The organism is Corynebacterium sp. c24Ua_83 (assembly GCF_039907245.1).
Taxonomy (GTDB): domain Bacteria; phylum Actinomycetota; class Actinomycetes; order Mycobacteriales; family Mycobacteriaceae; genus Corynebacterium.
The window spans coordinates 39,437-57,464 of the sequence record NZ_JASBOI010000013.1; the positions used below are offsets into that span (position 1 = coordinate 39,437).

The following is an 18,028-nucleotide window of genomic DNA, read 5'->3' on the forward strand; positions in this document are numbered from 1 at the left end:
CTGGGCTCACCGTCCAGCGGCCGGCGACCCGGGTGCAGGCTCGCCCCCGGCTAGCCGAACAACTGGGCGCCCCAGTCCTCACCTTCGCCGAGCCCCCGCGGGCAGGCGAAGATCGCCGAGGATTCGTAGCGCACGTACTCGTTCATCTTGTCGTTGCGCGAGAGCTTCATCTGAATTGGGATGAAGCTCTTTTTTGCGTCTGCAACATAGGCAATGAAGAACAGCCCCGCCGACAGGTGGCCGAAGTTATCCGACCCCTCCACGAAGTTGTACGCCCGCCGCAGCATGCGCTGCCCGTCGTTGTTGTCGGGGTGTGCAAGGAAGACGTGCGAATCCTCCGGGATCGCGGCCTCGCGCCCGATTGTCAGGTCGAAGGGCACATCGGCGAACTCGTCGTCTGTACCAATCGGCGCACCGTTGTCCTTGTAGCGGGCGAAGGTGTGCTCCTGGTCGGACAGCGACTGCCTATCCCACGTTTCCAGCAGCATGCGGATGCGCCGGGCACACAGGTACGAGCCACCTGCCATCCAGTCCTGCCCGCCGGCTCCGTTGCCGTCGCTGGCCCAGATGTACTTATCCATTTCCTCGGTTTCCTCCGCCACCACGTTGCGGGTGCCGTCCTTGAAACCAAAGAGGTTGCGTGGGGTTTGCTGCTCGCGGGTGGTGGAGCTGGCGCGGCCGTATCCCAGCTGCGACCAGCGCACTTCCACCACGCCGCTGCCGGCGCGCACCAGGTTGCGCACGGCGTGGACGGCCACCTGCGGGTCGTCGGCGCAGGCCTGGATCACGATGTCGCCGTCGCACAGTTTGTCTACCAGCTGGTCGGAGGGGAATTTCGGCATGACCTCGAATCCCTCGGGGCGCCGACCTGCCAGGCCGAAGCGCTTGTCGAAGAGTTTGGGCCCGTAGCCGATCGTTAGCGTGAGGTTGTTCGTGCCGAGGTCGATCGCCTCGCCGGAATCCTCGGGTACCCAGAACTGGGCGGCGTCACTACGTTGGTCTTCGCGCAGCGGCGCGGCGGTTTCGCCGGCCACCATGCGCTCGGCCATGCCGGTCCATTCGGTGAGCATATCGCGCAGGTCGTCGCGGTTGTCGGTGGTTACGTCGAACGCGACGATATGCAGGTGTTCCTGTTGCGCGGTCGCGATGCCGGCTTGGTGCTCGCCCCTAAAAGGTATGACGCCCTCAGCCGCATCTTTCTGCCCGAACGGACCAACGTTGGCCTTGTCGGCGGCGATCGCTCCCGCTCCGGTGGCGAGCACTCCAGCGCCGGCGCCAACTCCCAGCCCGGTGAGGAATCGGCGGCGGGAGATTCCCGTGCCGTTAGCGCCGGCGGCGTTCCTGCCGTTAGCGACGGCGTGGTTGGAAGCGCCAGCGTTGCTAGCGCTAGCAGCGGAGTCGGCGGATTCGCGGGGAGTAGGGGATTCGGCGGACATGGTATGGCTTTCTTCTTGAGACGGGTAATGGCTGGAGATCGGGCGAAAACCGGTGCCCCGGAAATGGGGAGTCCTGAACTGGGGGATCAGGGGACAGCGTGGCTTAGCCGGCGATGATGGTCTGAACCTCGGAGACGGCCTCGGTCAGGTGGTCCAGGGCGCCAGAGAGCTTCTTGCGCTCGGATTCGCTCACCGTGTCGTAGAGCACGAACCCGTCGCCCTTGCGGTAGCCGTTCAGAAGCTCCTGAACCTCATCGAAGCGCTTGTTGATCTCGTCCAGCTTGCCGGGCTTGCGCTGCTCCAGCGGGGTTTCCAGCGCGGCGATGGCGGCCTTGGAGCCTTCCAAGTTGGCCTGGAAGTCCCACAGGTCGGTCTTGGAGAAGATGTCCTCTTCGCCAGTGATCTTCGAGGTGGCGATCTCGTCCAGCAGGCCCAGAGCGCCCGTGGCGATCTGTACCGGGGTGACGTCGAAGTCCTTGGATTCCACGCCCTCGACGAGCTCGTCGACGTCCTTGGAGAGCTGATCGGCCAGCTTCTTGGTGTTGTCCGTGATCTTCTTGTTCTTCCACAGATCTTTTTCGATGGCGTGGAAGCCGGTCCATTCGTCTCCGTCGGCGATATCGGCCTCGCGCAGGTCGATGCGCGGGTCGAGGTCATTCGGGAAGGATTCTGCGACTGGCTCGATGCGCTCGTAAGGGGTGCGGACCTGCGCGAAGAGCTCCTTGGCCTTTTCCATGTCGTCGGCCTTGATTGCATTGACGAACTCAGCGGTCCGGGATTTCAGGTTCTTCGTCTGCGAGCGGACGTAGGAAACGTAGTTATCCACGGCCTCCTGCAGCGCTTCGTCGCCCTCGGCGGCGGAGACCGCGTCGCCGGTGACGTTGATGTCGGTGCCAATGCCTGCGCCGACCATTCCGGGCTTGCACAGTCCCTGGTACTTGCCGGGCTCGCGGAGCTCGACCACCAGCTTGCGGGTCGCGCCCGGTCCGATGTTCTCAACTTCGCCTTCCACGCGGCCGCCATCGGTGAGGACGTAGAACTCGTTGATCTTGGAGCCATTGTTGGTAACCGTGAACGTATTAGAGCCTGTGGACAGGTCGGCGCTGGACAGGGTGCAGGCGTCGTCGGTTTGCGTGACCTCGATGGTGTTGGATGCATCCTTGTCGGCGCAGGCGCTCAGAGTCGCTGGGAAGAGGACCAGCGGTAGTGCCAGCGCAGCGGCGGAGCGAACGGGGCGCGCAGAGCGCACGGTGCGGGAAGTGCCGGTGGAACGGGAGTTGTGGGTGGAACGGGAGGTACGGGTGGTGCGGATCATGATGGGGATGAGTCTTTCTTTTGTAGTTGAAACGCGAGCTAAGCGCGCTAAGGCAGGAAGTTGGAGGGATGGGGGATTTAGGCGTTGGCTGGGGTGGTCGGGGCGGAAGAGTGGGCGTCAGAACCCTTAGAAGTAGACGGCACCTTCTTCGACAGGCGTAGGAACAGCCACATCGCGACAACCAGGTAAACAGCCCAACCGATGAACGCCAGGACGGTTGGCGCGGGCACGATGTTGAACATGCCCTCCAGCAGAGCGGCGTACCAGGTGCCCGGCGTGAGTACCCCCGAGATGTCGAAGAGGATCGAGTTGAGCCCCGGCAGCACGTTGGCCTCCTGCAGGTCGGTGATGCCGTAGCGCAGGATGCCAGCGGCGACGACCACCAACAGGATGCCAACGACCTGGAAGAACACCTGCAGGTTGATGGTGATGGCGCCGCGGTACATCAGTACACCCAGCAGCACGGCGATCGCTACGCCGATACCCAGGCCGATGAATGGGGTGGCGTTGTCGCTGGTAAAGGAGTCGAAGACCAGCAGGATCGTCTCGATTCCCTCGCGACCGACGGCCAGCAGCGCCACCGCGAACACTGCTTTGGGGCCGATGGCGGCGTCGAGCTTGCCTTTCAGCTCGTCGGCCATGTTCTTGCCGGTGGAGGACATCCACAGCAGCATCCAGGTAATCATGGCTACGGTGACCAGGCTGGCGATGCCGCCGATGAGTTCCTGGCCCTGGGTGGTGAGCGTCTTCGTTCCGAACTGCAGGACGAGGAAGCTGATGACGGTGATGGCCAGCGCGGCGGCGACTCCGCCCCACAGCCAGGGGCGTTCGTGGGAGCGGCCGGTCTTCTTTAGATAGGCGGCCAGGATGATGACGATCATCGTGGCTTCGAGGCCTTCTCGAAGTCCGATGAGCAGGTTGGCGTAGAGCATGGGCAACCTCAAGAGGAGGGGCGAGTTCAGGTTAGTCTCGCCTTAGTGATTGGGACCGCTTTAGCATAATCCCCTAGGTGAGGTTTGCCTAATCTTTTGGTGGGTTGAGTGAAAACTAGCCCCGTAGAGCGCCCCCATGCCGCGCTGCTACAGGTACTGCTGCACCTTCTGCGCGATGTCCGGCCACTCGAGGTCGAGCCTGCGGGAGGCGCGGCGGTTCATGATCCAGGCGGCGCCGACAACGATCACCCAGTGCAGCAGCACGCCCAGCCAGCTGAGCAGGGGAATGTCGGCAATGCTGTTGCCTGCTCCGTCGGCCATGGCCAGCGGGGTCAGTGCCAGCAGACCGCCCGGCAGGAAAGAGATGGTGAGGATCAGCATCGTCACCAGCGCGGAGACTATGGCGTTGCTGCCACCGTTGCGCTGCTTGAAAGAGTTGGTGCCCGGCGCGGTGGTTTGAGCGGGGAAGCGTGTGGCGCTGAAGTTCGCCATCGCGGAGGCGAGGAGGATGCAGCCCAGGGTCAAAAGGCTAACCAGCAGCCAGGTGGCGCTAAAGTCGTCGATTGCTCCGGCGGCGATGCAGACGATCAGCCAGATCGGCACCAGTACTGTCGCTGTGGAGAGGCTGCGGCTGGCGACGATCTGCTTGCCGCGCACTCCGGCGACCATGTGCACCCAGTTGGATGGGCCGTCCATGCCCAGGGAGTTGCCCGCGACCTGCTGGGGACCAAGGGATACGAAGAACAGGGCGAACCACAGCATCCAGCGGTTGGCTTCGTTGAGCATTCCCATCAGCAGGTATAGCCCGCAGAGGACGACTACGATCATCAGGCTCATCATGAAGCGGTTGTCGCGGCGCCAGTAGCGGATCTCTCGGGAGTAGAGGGCGCCAACGGGGGAGCCGGGGACGCGCGGCAGCAGCAGGCTATCGCCCTTCGCAGCACGGGCGGCGTGCTGAGTCGGCAGTGGGTTGTTGAGGTCGTGCTTGACGGCCACGCGCATTATGTAAGCCACTGCGAGGATCGCCACGAGGCAGATCGCGCCCTTGGCGAGGCCGGTGCCGAGGTCGGTTCCGAAGGTGGTTCCGGTACTGCCATTATTGACGCCACCGCCTCCGATATTGGCCAAGTCAGCAGCTGCTCCGGCCGCGGCGGCGAAGGGCGTCCAGGACAGGATGTCGGCGCTGGTCTTGATGGCCGCGGTGGGATCGGTTCCGTCGGTGAGCAACTGCGGCAAGAGGTACAGAGCCAGGAAGCCGAAGGTGACGACAATTCCGGCGACGTTGCCCCACAGTTCGCTGAACTTGGTGGCAATGCTGCTGAGCGCGGCGGCGAGCGCTTCGCCTGCCAGCAGGGTGATCACCAGCTGGAGTACGCACGCCAGCACCCACAGTGCGCCCGCGCCCGCGGAGGCTACCTCCGCGAACGCGAGGTATCCGAGGGCGGCCATGATGATGGTGTTCACCAGCGAGATCGCCGCCCGCGAGTTGATGAACATCGCCGTGACCATGCCCGGCAGAATATCGCGGTCGGTCAGCGGCAGGGAGCTGAACATGCGCGGGTCCAGCATCCGTTCCTCGCTGGGGAAGATGGCCGATAGTGCCAGGTAGAGCACGCTGCCGAGCCCCATGGTCAGCACGAACATCGCTGGATCCCCGTCGGAGATCAGGGTGTTGTAGCTGCCGAACGCCAGGCCTACACAGCCCATGATCGCGAAGATGGTGACGACCACGGACGAGATGATCATCTGCAGGTTGCCGACGAACGCGTGCGCCCACAGCTTGCAGTGGAGTGTGAGGAGAGTTTTAGTCTTCGACACCGGCCTGCCCCTCATGACGCACGCTCGGCTGCTCGCCGCCGCGGAGCCAGCCGAAGGATCCCGTATCCAGCTGCTTGCCGCCTACGGCCTCGACGAAGCGCTCGGAAAGCGACTTGCCCGCGCGCACCTGTTCTGTGGTTCCAGCGGTGACGACGGTGCCCTGGTTAATGATCGCCACGTGGTCACAGAGACCCTCGACCAGCTCCATCACGTGCGAGCTTAGGATCACGGTGCCGCCGGCTGCCACGTAGCGTCGCAGGATCGTACGGATCACCTCGCCAGATACCGGATCCACGGCCTCGAAGGGTTCGTCCAGGATCAAAACCTCGGGGCTGTGTAGCAGGGCGCCGGCCAGGAGGATCTTCTTCTTCATGCCCGCGGAGTAGTCGGCGATGTACTTCTTGCCGGCATCCGCCAGGTCGAGTGCCCGCAGCAGGTCTGCGATGCGCTGCTGTAGTTCCTCACCGGGGATGTCGCGCAGGTAGCCCAGGTATTCCAGATACTCCTTGCCGCTGAGGCGTTCGAACACGGGGAGGCCGTCGACCAGCAGCCCGTAGCTGCGCTTGGCTGCCAGCACTTCCTCTTCCGCCCGGGTGCCTTCGGCGGGGTCTGCCCACAGTGGGTGGCCGGCGACCCAGGAGTTGCCACTATCGGGTCGAATGATGCCCGTTGCTGCGAGGATGGCGGTGGTCTTGCCCGCTCCGTTGGGTCCGACGATGCCGTAGAAGCTGCCCTTCGGCACGGTCAGGTTGAGGTTGTTCACCGCGACTTTGTCGGCGAATGTCTTCACTAGGTTGCGGATGACCAGCGCTGCGTCGCCGACCTCCGCGTTGAGGGATAAGTGTGAGGGAAATGGCTCATAGGTCATGCGCGCCACTTTATCAATGGGGTGTCGCGTGGCTTCCTCTGTTTTGGGTCTGACGCCCACTCGGTCTCTGTGAACCGAGGCTTCATCGTGTGCCTTTTATGTCGGTTCGTGGGTGGTGTCCGGGTGGCATGCTATTGTTCTAAATAACCAACTAGTGAGACAAAGGAGTTCATACAGTGAAACTCGCAGTGATTGCCGGCGATGGCATCGGTACCGAAGTAACCGCCGAGGCCCTGAAGGTTCTGCACGCTCTGCGTGACGACGTGGAGACCACCGATTACGACCTCGGCGCCCGCCGCTACCTGCGCAATGGTGAACTCCTGACCGACGAGGATCTGGACTCCCTGCGCGAGCACGACGCAATCCTGCTGGGCGCCATCGGCGATCCCCGCACCGTGCCCGCCGGTGTGCTGGAGCGCGGCCTGCTGTTGCCGCTGCGCTTCAAGCTGGACCACGCAGTGAACCTCCGCCCGTCGAAGCTGTACCCGGGTTCTTCCAGCCCGCTGGCCAACCCGGGCGACATTGACTTCGTCGTCGTGCGAGAGGGGACCGAGGGCCTCTACTGCGGCAACGGCGGTACACTGCGCGCGGGCACTGACCATGAGGTGGCGTCCGAAGTATCCCAAAACACCTACTACGGCGTGGAGCGCGTGGTGCGCGATGCGTTCGAGCGTGCACAGAGCAGGCGTAAGAAGCTGACCTGGGTGCACAAGACGAACGTGCTGGTGAACGCCGGCTCCCTGTGGCAGCGTGCCATCGAGACGGTGGGGCAGGAGTACCCCGAGGTGCAGGTCGATTACAACCACATCGACGCAGCGACGATCTACATGGTCACCAAGCCGCAGGAATACGACGTGATCGTCACGGATAACCTGTTCGGCGACATCCTGACCGACCTGGCGGGCGCTGTCACCGGCGGTATCGGCCTGGCAGCTTCCGGCAACATCGATCCCTCGCGGAAGAACCCCTCCATGTTCGAGCCGGTGCACGGCTCCGCGCCGGACATCGCGGGCCAGGAAATTGCCGACCCGTGCGCGGCGATCCTGTCGGTGGCGCTGATGCTGCGCCACCTGGGTGACGATGCCAACGCTGAGCGCATCGAGGCCGCCGTGCTGGCCGAGGCCGGCTCGCGCGACGGCGGCCCGGTGAAAACTGCGGAGGTCGGCGACCGCGTGGTCGCGGACCTCAAGTAGGTCGCGCCGCGGCTACTGCGCGCGCAGCGTCTTCGACCACAACTCCTTGCCACGGGTGGTGAACAGCCGGACGGTGAGATCCTTCGACCCGCCGTCGATGTCTACCTCTCCGAAGTGCTGGAAATCATCCAGTGGCGAGGAGTTTTGCTTATCCTTCGCCGGGGCGTGCACGTACACGACCTCCGGGCCGAAGGTGCCGTCCATGTCGTTCGGGCCGAAGCCACCGGCGTTCAGCGGCCCGGTGACGAACTCCCAGAACGGCGCGAAATCCTGGAAGTCCGCACGATCCGGCGAGTAGTGGTGGGCGGCGGTGTAGTGCACGTCGGCGGTCAGCCACACCACGTTGCGCACGTCCTTGATTCCGCTAAGCACGCGCCCAATCTCCGCCTCGCGGCCGACGGCCTTTCCACCCGCTCCGTTGGACACACCTTCCTGGTCGTCCCCATCCGGAACCACGATGCCCAGCGGCAGGTCGTTGGCGATGATCTTCCACGTGGCGGTGGAGTTCTTCACGCCCTCGATCAGCCACTTTTCCTGCTTGGCGCCCAGGATGTGCCCCGGCTTGGTGGCGGAAGCTCCGCTGTCCGGGTTGCGATCCTTGTAGCTGCGCATGTCCAGCACAAAGATGTCCAGTAGGGAACCGTAGGAAATCTTGCGATACACGCGGCCATCCACGGCCATCTTCCGGTCTAGCGGCTGCCACTCGTGGAACGCCTGGAAGCCGCGCTGGGCCAGCAGGTTCACGTCCTTGACCTGGTACTTGTCGTCATCCAGGATCTCGCCTGGATACCAGTTGTTCGTCGTCTCGTGGTCGTCCCACTGCACCACCTGCGCGACCTGAGAGTTGAAGCGCTTGTAGTTCTCGTCCAGCAGGTTGTAGGCGTGCTGGCCGCGGAACTCCTCTAGGGTTTCGGCGACCTTGTTCTTGTATGGGCTGGTGAGGTTTTTAAATACCCGCCCGTCGTCCATCTTGTGGTTTTCCTCGATAGGTCCGTCGGCGTAGACCGTGTCGCCGGAGTGGATAAACAGGTCCGGGTTGCGGTCTGCCATCGTCTTCCAGCAGTACATGCCGCCGATGTCCGGGTTGATGCCGTAGCCCTGGCCCGCCACGTCGCCGGACCAGTGCAGGCGGATGTTCTTCGGCGCCTGGCTGGTGGAAGGCGCGGTAGTGAAGCTGCCGAATACCGGCACGGAGCGCGCGGCGGTGTGCTGGTCCTCCATGGTCACGCGGTAGTGGATCTTCTGGCCGGGCTCCATGCCAACCAGGCGCAGCCGCCCGGTGCCGTCGCTCTCCGGGGTGAGGGTGGCGCCACGGAAGGTCTTGGTCTTGTGTCGCGGGAACGCCGGGTCCGTCGATGCCTCCACGACCATGCGCGCCGGTCGATCGACGCGCGCCCATACAAGGCCGCCGTCGGGTCGCACATCGCCGGTAGCGACGCCATGAGTGATCACTGGCCGGGCGCGCTGCAAACCAACCGAGCCGACCGCCCCGCTGGAACCCACCGACGATCCGGCGGCGGAGCCAGCCACGCTGCCGGTCTGCGAGCCGAGAGCGTGCGCCACGCCCGTGCCCAGCAGGGCGGCGCCGGTGGCGCTGGCGCCGGCCAGGAACGTGCGGCGGGTGGTGTTGCGCGAGTTGGAAGGAGTTTCGGAATTCGAAGTAGTCGGGGAGTTGGGGAGTTGAGGATTAACGCTGCGATTCGTCATAGCGGCCAAGCTAAAGGCCAAACGTGTCGGAGCCGTGGCAAGCGCGTAAACCGAGGATTACGTGAAACTAAATTCATGGTTAATGGGCGGGGAGAAGGGGGCGTCATGAAAAAATACAGGGACAAGACCACAAAGAAGGGGCATAGCAAGAGGTAGAGCGGGCAGTGGAGTAGGGTATGAAAACATGCGTATTGCTCGAATTGCACACCCCGAGGGCATGGCCTTCGCGATCGTGGAGGGCGGCCAGCCGGACGGCACCGGCGCTACCCTCCGCGAGATCGCAGGCCACCCGTTCGGACAGCCCGAATTCACCGGAAAATCCTGGCCCATTGAAGACGTTCGACTGCTGGCCCCGATCCTGCCGTCGAAGGTTATCGCCGTCGGGCGCAACTACGCTGACCACGTCAAGGAGGTGTTCAATAAGAGCGCCGAGCACCTGCCGCCGACGATCTTCCTGAAGCCCCCAACAGCAGTTGTTGGCCCCGAGGCTCCCATCCGCATCCCCGAGTGGGCCACGCGCGTGGAGTTCGAAGGCGAGATGGCGATCGTCATCGGCCGCCCGTGCAAGGACGTCAACCGGAACAACTGGAAGGACGTGGTGCTGGGGTTCACCATCGTCAACGACGTATCCTCCCGCGACCTGCAGTTCCAGGACGGCCAGTGGTCCCGTGCGAAGGGCCTGGATTCCTTCTGCCCGCTGGGTCCGTGGATCGAAACGGCTGTGGACAGCATCGACATCGATAACCAGCCGATCCTGGCGCACCTCACCCACGAGGGCAAGACGGAAACCAAGCAGGATTCCAACTCCAACCAGATGATCAAGTCCATCCCGGAGATCGTGGAGTGGGTTTCCTCCGCTTTCACGCTGCTGCCGGGCGACGTGATCTGCACGGGCTCGCCCGCGGGCACCGCAGAGATGGTTCCGGGCGACCGTATTGAGGTGGAGATCCCGGGGCTGGGCAAGCTGGCCAACCCGGTACAGGCCTACGGCAAGTAGGCGGAACTCGCCAGCCGCGTGGTCAGCGCCGGGCGGATGTGGCTCCGAGCGTTACACTTCTCGCAGCGCTGCAGGCACGTTAAGTGCCCGCAGCGCTGTTTGCAGCTTGGCAGACGTTTCCTCCGCCTCCATGGCGGGAATCGAGTCCACGACAATGCCGCCGCCGGCCCAGGCGCGGGCGGTGTTGTCCTCCACGATGGCGCAGCGGATAGAGAGCATAAACTCCCCGTCGCCGCTGGAATCGCACCAGCCCACGGCGCCGGAGTAAAACTCGCGCGGAGACTTCTCCTGCGCAATAACCCCCAGCGCATCGTCCGTCGGGGTGCCGCCGATGGCCGGGGTGGGGTGCAGCATCGAGGCCAGATCCAGCGCGGAATACTCGTCGTCCTTCAGTGTGCCCGCGATCTGGGTCCCCAGGTGGATCATCTCATTTGTCTCGTGGATCTCCGGGGTGGCCGGAATGTCCAGCGTTTCGCACAATGGCTCCAGCACTCGGCGGTAGTGCTCCACCACAAAGCGGTGCTCGCGTAGATCCTTGTCGGAGCTTCCGAGTTCGCGGGCTGTGGCGTCATCAATAGAGAGACTTCCGGTACGCGGCGCGGAACCGGCCAGGGGGAAGGCCGAGATCTGACGGCCATCGCGGCGAATCAGCATCTCCGGCGAACTGCCGACGAACATTGCGTTTTGGTACTCGGAGCGACCCGTGGCGGAGAGGTCCACGGCGAAGCCATCGCGGTAGGCGGACAGGTCGATCAGGCGGGCGGCGATGAGCAGCGGATCCACGGTCTCGGCGTAGGTGATGTCCACGGCACGCGCCAGTACCACCTTTTCCAAACGGGACTGCTGGATCGTGGCGACGGCGGCGGCGACCATTGCCGTGTGTTCCTCGGCGGTGGTCTGCGCTTCGACGGACTCGACCGTCAACGAGCGGGCGGCATCCTTGCCACGGAAGAAGGCCGGTGGCTCCAGCGGGCCTTCGGCGCGGACAACGGTCTCGGGCTCCATGAGGGCCGCGCGGAGGGACGTGTCGAAGGGGAAAGCGCCGACAATCAAGTCTGCATCCTTGTTTCGAAGCGCGGTGGAGGCCTCGAACGGATCCGGGAAGGTCGCCTTGCGCCCCTGGGTGCGGATGCTGCGATCTGGGCGGGAAAGCAGGAAATCCGGGGCGGTGGCCGGTCGCTGCTCGTGGGTCATGGGTGCCATTTTACTTCCCGGCGGGACAGCGAGCTGCCTTGGCCTGGGTTGTGTGCGGGTTGTGTGCGGGCCGTGTGCGGCAAGAAGCCCTGGGCTGTACGTGGCAAAAGACTGACCTCAATTCCGGATTAGTGCCTCTACGTGGAATGATGATGCTTATGAATACAGAATCAGGTGAACATCCGGTGGGCTTCGCCACCGCGATGAACCATTCCCTCGGCGCGCAGACCGGCGCGGATTCCCTCGAAGCGGTTGCGAATTCTCCCTATGACAAGGTGGAGCTGTGGTGGCCGTGGGAAACGCCCCACCCCTCCGAGCAGCAGATGCGCCAGCTGGTCGATGCGCTGGCCAAGGGGCGACCGGAGAACCCGCGCCAGCTCGTCGCGCTGAACCTCTGGGCCGGCGATCTGGCGGCGGGTGATCGGGGAGTGCTGCACTTGGTCGGCCCGGCGAGTGCCGCTGACAATGCTGTCGGTGCCGAGGGCGCTGGGGATGCCGGGAGTGTGGTCGACGACGTATTTTCCGACGGCGATCCGGCGATCACTGAGGAGCTGATTGAGCACCTGAATGCCGTTGAGTACCTGCACCGGCTGACGGGCGTGGGGCGCTTTAACGTGCTGGTCGGCCGCGGTGGGCGCGCGCTGCAGCGCCGCCAGGTCCGGGCGTTCGCTGCAGTGGTCAAGCGTCTGGCGAGCTTCGACGGCGTGGCTCTGGTCGAGCCCCTGAGCGGTATTGAAAACTACCCTGTGACCAGCATTAAGGAGGCTGCGCCCTTGGTTGCTGCCGGTGGTCGCCTTCTTCTTGACGTCTACCACCTCGCCGCCAACGGTGAGGACTGGACCTGGCTTGCCGACCGGGGACCGGGGAACGAGCTATGGCCGGAGCATGTGCAGATCGCGGACTTCCCAGGCCGCGGGGTGCCGGGGACTGGCGAAGCTCCTCTGGAAGAGTGGATTAGCCAGCTGCGCGCGTCTGGCTATGAGGGGGAAGTAGTCCTCGAGCACATCTAGTGCGTGAGGTCAGCTGAGTAAAAGCTGAAGAAGTTGCGCACATTCCGGCGTGTTACAGCACATGCGCAGTGAAACTTGTACCTAATGTTACGCTTGTGACTCATGTGACTGTTGTTAAGAATATTAAAGCTGTTAGCTCTGTAATTGCCGGAAATACTGCGGGTGCCGGACGCCACCTTGGCAGCCGTGCCCTGCGCTTTGCCCTGCTCATGGCGGTATCCGTCGCTATGACGGTGGCAATGATTGCTACCGTGCTCGTCGGCGGAGCTGGAGCGGCTAGCGCTCAGGAAGCGCCCGCGCCTGCTCCCGCACCCGCGCCCAAGCCTGCACCGAAACCGGCACCGGCGCCGAAGCCGGCGTCAACAATAGATAGGGCGCACCCCGGACAGTCAGAGAACATCGAGTTCACCCGACCCGACGGCAGCATCCGCAGCGCAATCGTCAGCGTGACCTCCAACTACGACCCGCGCAAGCCCACGCCCGTGCTGTTTGGTTTCGGCGGGCGCGACGATACGCCCGAGAATTACCGCAGTTACTCCCGCTTCTCTAACACCGGCGCGGCCAGTGAAGCGATCGTGGTCTACCCACGCGGTATTGATAACGCCTGGGAAGGCGCGCCGTACGCCACCAGCAAGCGCGGCCAAGACGTCGACTTCGTGCGCCAGATCGTCAACGAGCTGGACAGGAAATTCAACGTCGACCGCAACCGCATCTACGCCACCGGCATGTCCAACGGTGGCGGTTTTGTGATGAACCTTGCGTGCCAGGCTCCTGATCTGATCGCTGGCGTGTTGAGCGTCTCCGGCGCCTTCTACAACCCGGTCAACGAGGGCTGCGCGCCGGAGTCCGTGCCGACGTTCGTGATCCACGGCCAGCAGGACGAGCTGACTCACTACAACGGCGGCACGCTGCACAACGCGCCGTACCTGCCTGCGCCACGCCTGATCCACTCGCGCGCGCTGCGCAACGGCTGTGCGCCACAGCCTGCGGTGGAACAGAAGCCCAACAACGTCACCCAGTTCGGCTACCGCGGCTGCCGCGACGAGGCTGTGTTCTGGCGGATCAACGACCAGGGGCACAACTGGCACTTTGCGCCCGACGTAGCCAACGAGGCCTGGAACTTCCTGGCTCGTCAGAACAAGACGTTGCCGGGCGCGGCCAGCTAGAGCTAACTAGAGCTAACTAAAATCGGCCAGAGCCAGCCAGAGCCAGCGCTGTGTCGGCTTTTAGGATTTTGTAAGAAAAAGTTCCTAAATACTACCGCCCGGTGTATGTTTAAACGGTGCAAAAATTTTCGTCACGTTTTACTCACACGAAGGCTGCGAACACTCACTCTCTTTCCGCGGCTACTCACACTGATTCCGCAGGCTCCGCAGTCTCCGGCGCTTCCCGCCCAGCCCGTCGCGGCGGCCGCTTCCGCAAGCTCACGCTGTCTCTGGGCGTGGCTCTCGGTATCGGCGCAAGTACCCTGGCCGGCTCGGCTCTGGATACTGCTGCCGGCAACGAGTCCGCGACTCCGCAGGCTAGCGCCGCCCCAAGCAACTTGGTTGGCGGCGTTTCCGGTAGCCTAACCGGCCTCGCTGGTGCCCTGAGCCCGCGCCCGGCGAACAACTACCAGACCTTCAACGTCAAGGGGAAGACCCGCACGGCTATTGTCGATGTTCCGGTGAACTCCGGAAACCGCAAGAAGCCGATCCTCTTTGTGTTCGGCGGTCGTGGCCAATCTGCGGCGGACATGAAGAGCACGTCCCGCCTCAATGCGGTGGCCGGCCGCGATGCCGTCGTAGTCCACGCGGAGGGTATCGACCGCTCCTGGGAAGGCGCCCCGTACTCCAAGACTCGCCGTGGCGAGGACGTTGCGTTCGTCCGCGAGATGGTGCGTTCCCTGTCCAAGCGCTACAACGTTGATACCCGCCGCGTCTATGCGGCCGGCCTGTCCAATGGTGGCGGCATGGCAATGAACCTGGCTTGCCAGGCTCCGGATCTGGTTGCCGGTGTCGTGTCTGTTTCTGGTGCCTACTATGACGCCACCATGAACAACTGCCGTGGGCGCAACGTACCGACCATGCTGATCCACGGTGTGCACGACACCCTGATGCACTACGGTGGCGGCGAGCGCCACGGCATGCGTTACTACGGCGCCCGCGCTGCTTTCGACAACGCAGCACGCCGCAACTCCTGCGACATGCGTACCCTGCATGGGGTTCGCACCCACGCCCTCACCAGCGGATTCACCTACAACGGTTGCCGCGCTTCCACCGTCCTGTGGCGTGCGGACTTCGGCGGCCACAATTGGCACGCCTTCGCCCCGGACGCTCCGCAGGCTGCGTGGCACTTCCTGTCGCGCCACCGTCATGCCTAGGTAGCGCGCCTCAACGGCACCCCAAACCCCCGCCACCGCGCCGGGGGTTTTGCTTTGCCCGCACAGAGCCCGCACAGAGCCCGAACCGAGCAAGCGCGAAGGCAAGAACGTGGGAAGGTACAGTTAAATACCATGAGTGAAGTAAGCGAAGTTCGCGTTCGATTCTGCCCGTCGCCCACCGGCACCCCGCACGTCGGCATGGTGCGCACGGCACTGTTCAACTGGGCTTATGCCCGCCACACTGGCGGCAAGCTCGTCTTCCGTATCGAGGACACCGATGCGAAGCGAGACTCCGAGGAGTCCTATCAGGCCATCATTGATTCCTTGAAGTGGCTGAACCTCGGCTGGGACGAGGGCATCGAGGTTGGCGGCCCGCACGAGCCTTACCGCCAGTCCCAGCGCATGGATATCTACGCGGACGTCCTGGAGAAGCTGAAGGAATCCGGCGACGTGTACCCGGCCTACTCCACCAACGAGGAAGTCCAGGCCCGCCACAAGGCTGCAGGCCGCGACCCGCAGCTGGGATACGACAACTTCGACCGCGATCTCACCGAAGAGCAGATCGCGCAGTTCAAGGCTGAAGGCCGCGAGCCGGTCTGGCGCTTGCGCATGCCCGACGACCGAGTCTACGAGTGGCACGACCTCGTCCGTGGCGACATGAGCGTGGACGGCAAGACCGTGCCGGACTTCGTGGTCGCTCGCTCCAACGGCCAGCCGCTGTACACCCTCGTTAACCCGGTGGACGATGCTCTGATGGAGATCACGTACGTCCTGCGAGGCGAAGACTTGCTGCCGTCCACACCGCGACAGATCGCACTCTACGAGGCGTTGGTACGGGTGGGCGTCGCTAAACAGGTACCTACATTCGGCCACCTACCGTTCGTAATGGGCGAGGGCAACAAGAAGCTCTCCAAGCGCGACCCGGAATCGAACCTGTTCAACCACCGCGACAACGGCATCATCCCCGAGGGCATGCTGAACTACCTGTCGCTGCTTGGCTGGTCGCTGTCCGCTGATGAGGACATCTTCACGATGCAGCAGCTCATCGACAACTTCGATGTGGCGGACGTGAAGCCCAACCCGGCACGCTTCGACCAGAAGAAGTTGGAGGCCATCAACGCCGACCACATCCGCATGCTGGAGCTGGACGACTTCACCGAGCGCCTGCGAACTTACCTGGAGGAGCACAAGGCCTTCCCGGCGGACTACCCCGCGGATAAGTTCGCTTTCGCCGCGGAGCTGGTGCAGACGCGCATCAAGACGCTCTCGGAAGCTGACGGTCTGCTGCGCTTCCTGATCACTTCTGACGCCGACTTGTCCCTGGATGAGAAGGCCGCTAGGAAGAACCTGAAGGAAGACGCGGTGGAGGTTCTCGAGGTTGCCATCGCGCAGTTGGAGGCCATCGCGGACGGGGAGTTTAAGACCGACGTCATTGAGAAGGCGCTGCAGTCGAAGCTAATCGAGGAGATGGAGCTGAAGCCGCGCAAGGCCTACGGTGCTCTGCGTGTGGCCATCAGTGGTGCGGCTGTGTCCCCGCCGCTGTTTGAGTCCATGGAGCTGCTGGGCAAGGAGTCCACGCTGGCGCGCCTGCAGGCTGCCCGCGAGCAGACGCCCTTCGCGCCTGCACAGCAGTAGAGGCAGCGGTAGACGCAGCGGGGGAGGTGCGCTTGCGCGTGCCGTACTGCGAGTGAAGGGCGACGCAGTGAGCGCACTATGGCCGGAAAAATGGGTGTTTACCAGCTGATTTGCTTGTAATTCACTGTTCTGGTTATAGTATTCCTCGTTGCGAGCGAGGTTCGCAGTGTTCAACGACCTGGATAGCCGGGGAGTGTCACTTGCGGGTTTTGTTCGACGAACGATGGCCTATGGTGTAATTGGCAACACTACGGTTTCTGGTACCGTCATTCTAGGTTCGAGTCCTGGTAGGCCAGCGCCCCGTTCGTCTAGCGGCCTAGGACGCCGGCCTCTCACGCCGGTAACACGGGTTCAAATCCCGTACGGGGTACAATCTGAAACGCCCTCGGAGAAATCCGGGGGCGTTTTCCTTCTTCGAACGAGAGTTCTAATTATCGCAAGATCCTAGTTGTATGTCCTGACCATTTGTCATTATGCAACTATGACGCCTTCACCGCATACAAACCACGTTCAGGTTACAAAACATCTGGCGCTCAGAAGGGACATTCATTTGGATGAGCCGATGTGTGTATTCAATGATTCAGACTGGGAACTCATGCATGGAAAAGACAGGTTGCCTACTGGAACCTTGATTTGCTGCGAGCCAGGATGTCGAGCCGAATTGGTGGCTGTACAACGCAAGAACGGAACTCGGTTTTTGAGGAATCGTCCCAGTCAGAATTGTGGACATACATCTGTTGTTGGATGCGGTGGAGGTCCTCATACTCCAGAGCATCGATGGATACAACATAGATTGAGAAATATGCTTTCCAGTATGGGGGTCGAGGTGACGCTCGAGCATAAGTTCGCGGACTTATGGGTACATACGGATCCACCGATTGCTATTGAAGTGCAACGGGTGCCTACTAACATTGGAAAGCGATCGAAATCTAGAAAAGAGCACGGAGCTTCAACCATCTGGTTGCTTACGGAGTCTGCGGTAGACTCAAGATTAAACAGAGATCTCTTTCGCTATCCCGCTGCTCGAATTCGAGTGCTAGACGAGGACCGACGTACGATGGTTAAGCCATGGAGTTCGTCAGAGAAGAGCAAACGGGCGCGGTTGAACGTGGGCGCAACGATTCTCAGACTCGATGACAATGGTAAGGCGTTTGAAAGCGAGGGAAACTACGATGCCAAAAAGTTTTTTCAAGAGGTTTTCGATGGGCGCCGACGTTGGGTTGGTCAAGATTGCCAGGAGACGAACCACTTTTCTGGGTGGGTAAGGACACAAGACTTAAACTATGTTCGAACCATAGGAACGAGGACCATCCGGAAGTCAGTAAAATTCTCGGGTAGGTCTAGATACTTTCCGCGAAGGTTTCGGAATTAGTTCCTACCTCGGCATGCACGGGCGTTGCCGTCAACCGAAGTGAGCTTCGTGAGTTCTGTCGATTTGATTAGATTCGTGAGTAGGTTTGCGTTCTATCCGAATTGATATCAACGCTTGGCCGAGGTGTCTGCGTTATAGCTGCTTGAGGCCTGGTTAGTCAGTTTCAGAGGCATCACACCCCCGGATCGT

Annotated in this window: 13 protein-coding genes and 2 tRNA genes; 8 read left to right on the forward strand and 7 right to left on the reverse strand. The window is 62.6% G+C overall.

Annotated elements, in window-relative coordinates; genetic code table 11:
- Nucleotides 1-50: 50 nt before the first annotated feature.
- The 5 genes from efeB to QKE30_RS08340 all read right to left on the reverse strand — a co-directional run bounded on the left by efeB (nucleotide 51) and on the right by QKE30_RS08340 (nucleotide 6,369).
- Complete coding sequence (gene efeB, locus QKE30_RS08320; protein ID WP_239202594.1) at nucleotides 51-1,436, reverse strand: iron uptake transporter deferrochelatase/peroxidase subunit; 1,386 nt, start codon at nucleotides 1,434-1,436, stop codon at nucleotides 51-53.
- Between the two features lie 103 nt (nucleotides 1,437-1,539).
- Complete coding sequence (efeO, locus tag QKE30_RS08325) at nucleotides 1,540-2,751, reverse strand: iron uptake system protein EfeO (RefSeq protein ID WP_239202596.1); 1,212 nt, start codon at nucleotides 2,749-2,751, stop codon at nucleotides 1,540-1,542.
- Nucleotides 2,752-2,828: 77 nt separating this feature from the next.
- Nucleotides 2,829-3,683 carry an iron uptake transporter permease EfeU gene (gene efeU / locus QKE30_RS08330; RefSeq protein WP_239202597.1) on the reverse strand — a complete coding sequence of 285 codons (855 nt, stop codon included), beginning with the start codon at nucleotides 3,681-3,683 and terminating at the stop codon, nucleotides 2,829-2,831.
- 147 nt (nucleotides 3,684-3,830) lie between these two features.
- The gene (locus tag QKE30_RS08335; protein ID WP_239202598.1) at nucleotides 3,831-5,501 is read right to left on the reverse strand and encodes an ABC transporter permease; all 1,671 of its coding nucleotides are present in this window, start codon (nucleotides 5,499-5,501) and stop codon (nucleotides 3,831-3,833) included.
- Complete coding sequence (locus tag QKE30_RS08340; protein WP_347934560.1) at nucleotides 5,488-6,369, reverse strand: ABC transporter ATP-binding protein; 882 nt, start codon at nucleotides 6,367-6,369, stop codon at nucleotides 5,488-5,490. The genes QKE30_RS08335 and QKE30_RS08340 overlap by 14 nt, the downstream gene beginning before the upstream one ends.
- A 176-nt stretch (nucleotides 6,370-6,545) precedes the next feature.
- Between QKE30_RS08340 and QKE30_RS08345 the strand changes: the two genes are divergently transcribed.
- Nucleotides 6,546-7,562 carry a 3-isopropylmalate dehydrogenase gene (locus tag QKE30_RS08345; protein WP_347934561.1) on the forward strand — a complete coding sequence of 339 codons (1,017 nt, stop codon included), beginning with the start codon at nucleotides 6,546-6,548 and terminating at the stop codon, nucleotides 7,560-7,562.
- A gap of 12 nt (nucleotides 7,563-7,574) precedes the next feature.
- Here QKE30_RS08345 and QKE30_RS08350 read toward each other — a convergent pair whose 3' ends face one another.
- Nucleotides 7,575-9,269 (reverse strand): alkaline phosphatase D family protein, encoded by a 1,695-nt coding sequence (locus QKE30_RS08350; protein ID WP_347934562.1) that lies wholly within the window; start codon nucleotides 9,267-9,269, stop codon nucleotides 7,575-7,577.
- A gap of 184 nt (nucleotides 9,270-9,453) precedes the next feature.
- Here QKE30_RS08350 and QKE30_RS08355 point away from each other — a divergent pair, with 184 nt between their 5' ends.
- On the forward strand, nucleotides 9,454-10,266 hold the full coding sequence (locus QKE30_RS08355; protein ID WP_070488253.1) for a fumarylacetoacetate hydrolase family protein: 813 nt from the start codon (nucleotides 9,454-9,456) through the stop codon (nucleotides 10,264-10,266).
- 51 nt (nucleotides 10,267-10,317) lie between these two features.
- On the opposite strand, the gene QKE30_RS08360 is transcribed toward QKE30_RS08355, so the two are convergent.
- A complete protein-coding gene (locus QKE30_RS08360; RefSeq protein WP_239202611.1) occupies nucleotides 10,318-11,460 on the reverse strand; it encodes an isochorismate synthase in 1,143 nt (380 codons plus the stop codon).
- A gap of 158 nt (nucleotides 11,461-11,618) precedes the next feature.
- Here QKE30_RS08360 and QKE30_RS08365 point away from each other — a divergent pair, with 158 nt between their 5' ends.
- The 6 genes from QKE30_RS08365 to QKE30_RS08390 all read left to right on the forward strand — a co-directional run bounded on the left by QKE30_RS08365 (nucleotide 11,619) and on the right by QKE30_RS08390 (nucleotide 16,837).
- A complete protein-coding gene (locus QKE30_RS08365; RefSeq protein ID WP_239202613.1) occupies nucleotides 11,619-12,470 on the forward strand; it encodes a TIM barrel protein in 852 nt (283 codons plus the stop codon).
- 95 nt (nucleotides 12,471-12,565) lie between these two features.
- Nucleotides 12,566-13,636: an alpha/beta hydrolase-fold protein gene (locus QKE30_RS08370; RefSeq protein ID WP_347934563.1), complete on the forward strand. Its 1,071-nt coding sequence runs from the start codon at nucleotides 12,566-12,568 to the stop codon at nucleotides 13,634-13,636.
- A 116-nt stretch (nucleotides 13,637-13,752) separates the two neighbouring features.
- Entirely contained in the window at nucleotides 13,753-14,832 is a 1,080-nt protein-coding gene (locus tag QKE30_RS08375; protein ID WP_347934564.1) for a PHB depolymerase family esterase, read from the forward strand.
- Between the two features lie 132 nt (nucleotides 14,833-14,964).
- A complete protein-coding gene (gene gltX, locus QKE30_RS08380; RefSeq protein ID WP_297667013.1) occupies nucleotides 14,965-16,467 on the forward strand; it encodes a glutamate--tRNA ligase in 1,503 nt (500 codons plus the stop codon).
- A 224-nt stretch (nucleotides 16,468-16,691) separates the two neighbouring features.
- Nucleotides 16,692-16,763 (forward strand) — tRNA-Gln (locus QKE30_RS08385).
- 1 nt (nucleotide 16,764) lies between these two features.
- Nucleotides 16,765-16,837 (forward strand) — tRNA-Glu (locus tag QKE30_RS08390).
- The last annotated feature ends 1,191 nt before the right edge of the window (nucleotides 16,838-18,028 follow it).

Excerpts from the sequence above, each read along its gene's own strand:
- efeB (WP_239202594.1), bottom strand. The coding sequence starts at position 1,436 with ATGTCCGCCGAATCCCCTACTCCCCGCGAATCCGCCGACTCCGCTGCT.
- efeO (WP_239202596.1), bottom strand. The coding sequence starts at position 2,751 with ATGATCCGCACCACCCGTACCTCCCGTTCCACCCACAACTCCCGTTCC.
- efeU (WP_239202597.1), bottom strand. The coding sequence starts at position 3,683 with ATGCTCTACGCCAACCTGCTCATCGGACTTCGAGAAGGCCTCGAAGCC.
- QKE30_RS08340 (WP_347934560.1), bottom strand. The coding sequence starts at position 6,369 with ATGACCTATGAGCCATTTCCCTCACACTTATCCCTCAACGCGGAGGTC.
- QKE30_RS08350 (WP_347934562.1), bottom strand. The coding sequence starts at position 9,269 with ATGACGAATCGCAGCGTTAATCCTCAACTCCCCAACTCCCCGACTACT.
- QKE30_RS08355 (WP_070488253.1), top strand. The coding sequence starts at position 9,454 with ATGCGTATTGCTCGAATTGCACACCCCGAGGGCATGGCCTTCGCGATC.
- QKE30_RS08360 (WP_239202611.1), bottom strand. The coding sequence starts at position 11,460 with ATGACCCACGAGCAGCGACCGGCCACCGCCCCGGATTTCCTGCTTTCC.
- QKE30_RS08365 (WP_239202613.1), top strand. The coding sequence starts at position 11,619 with ATGAATACAGAATCAGGTGAACATCCGGTGGGCTTCGCCACCGCGATG.
- gltX (WP_297667013.1), top strand. The coding sequence starts at position 14,965 with ATGAGTGAAGTAAGCGAAGTTCGCGTTCGATTCTGCCCGTCGCCCACC.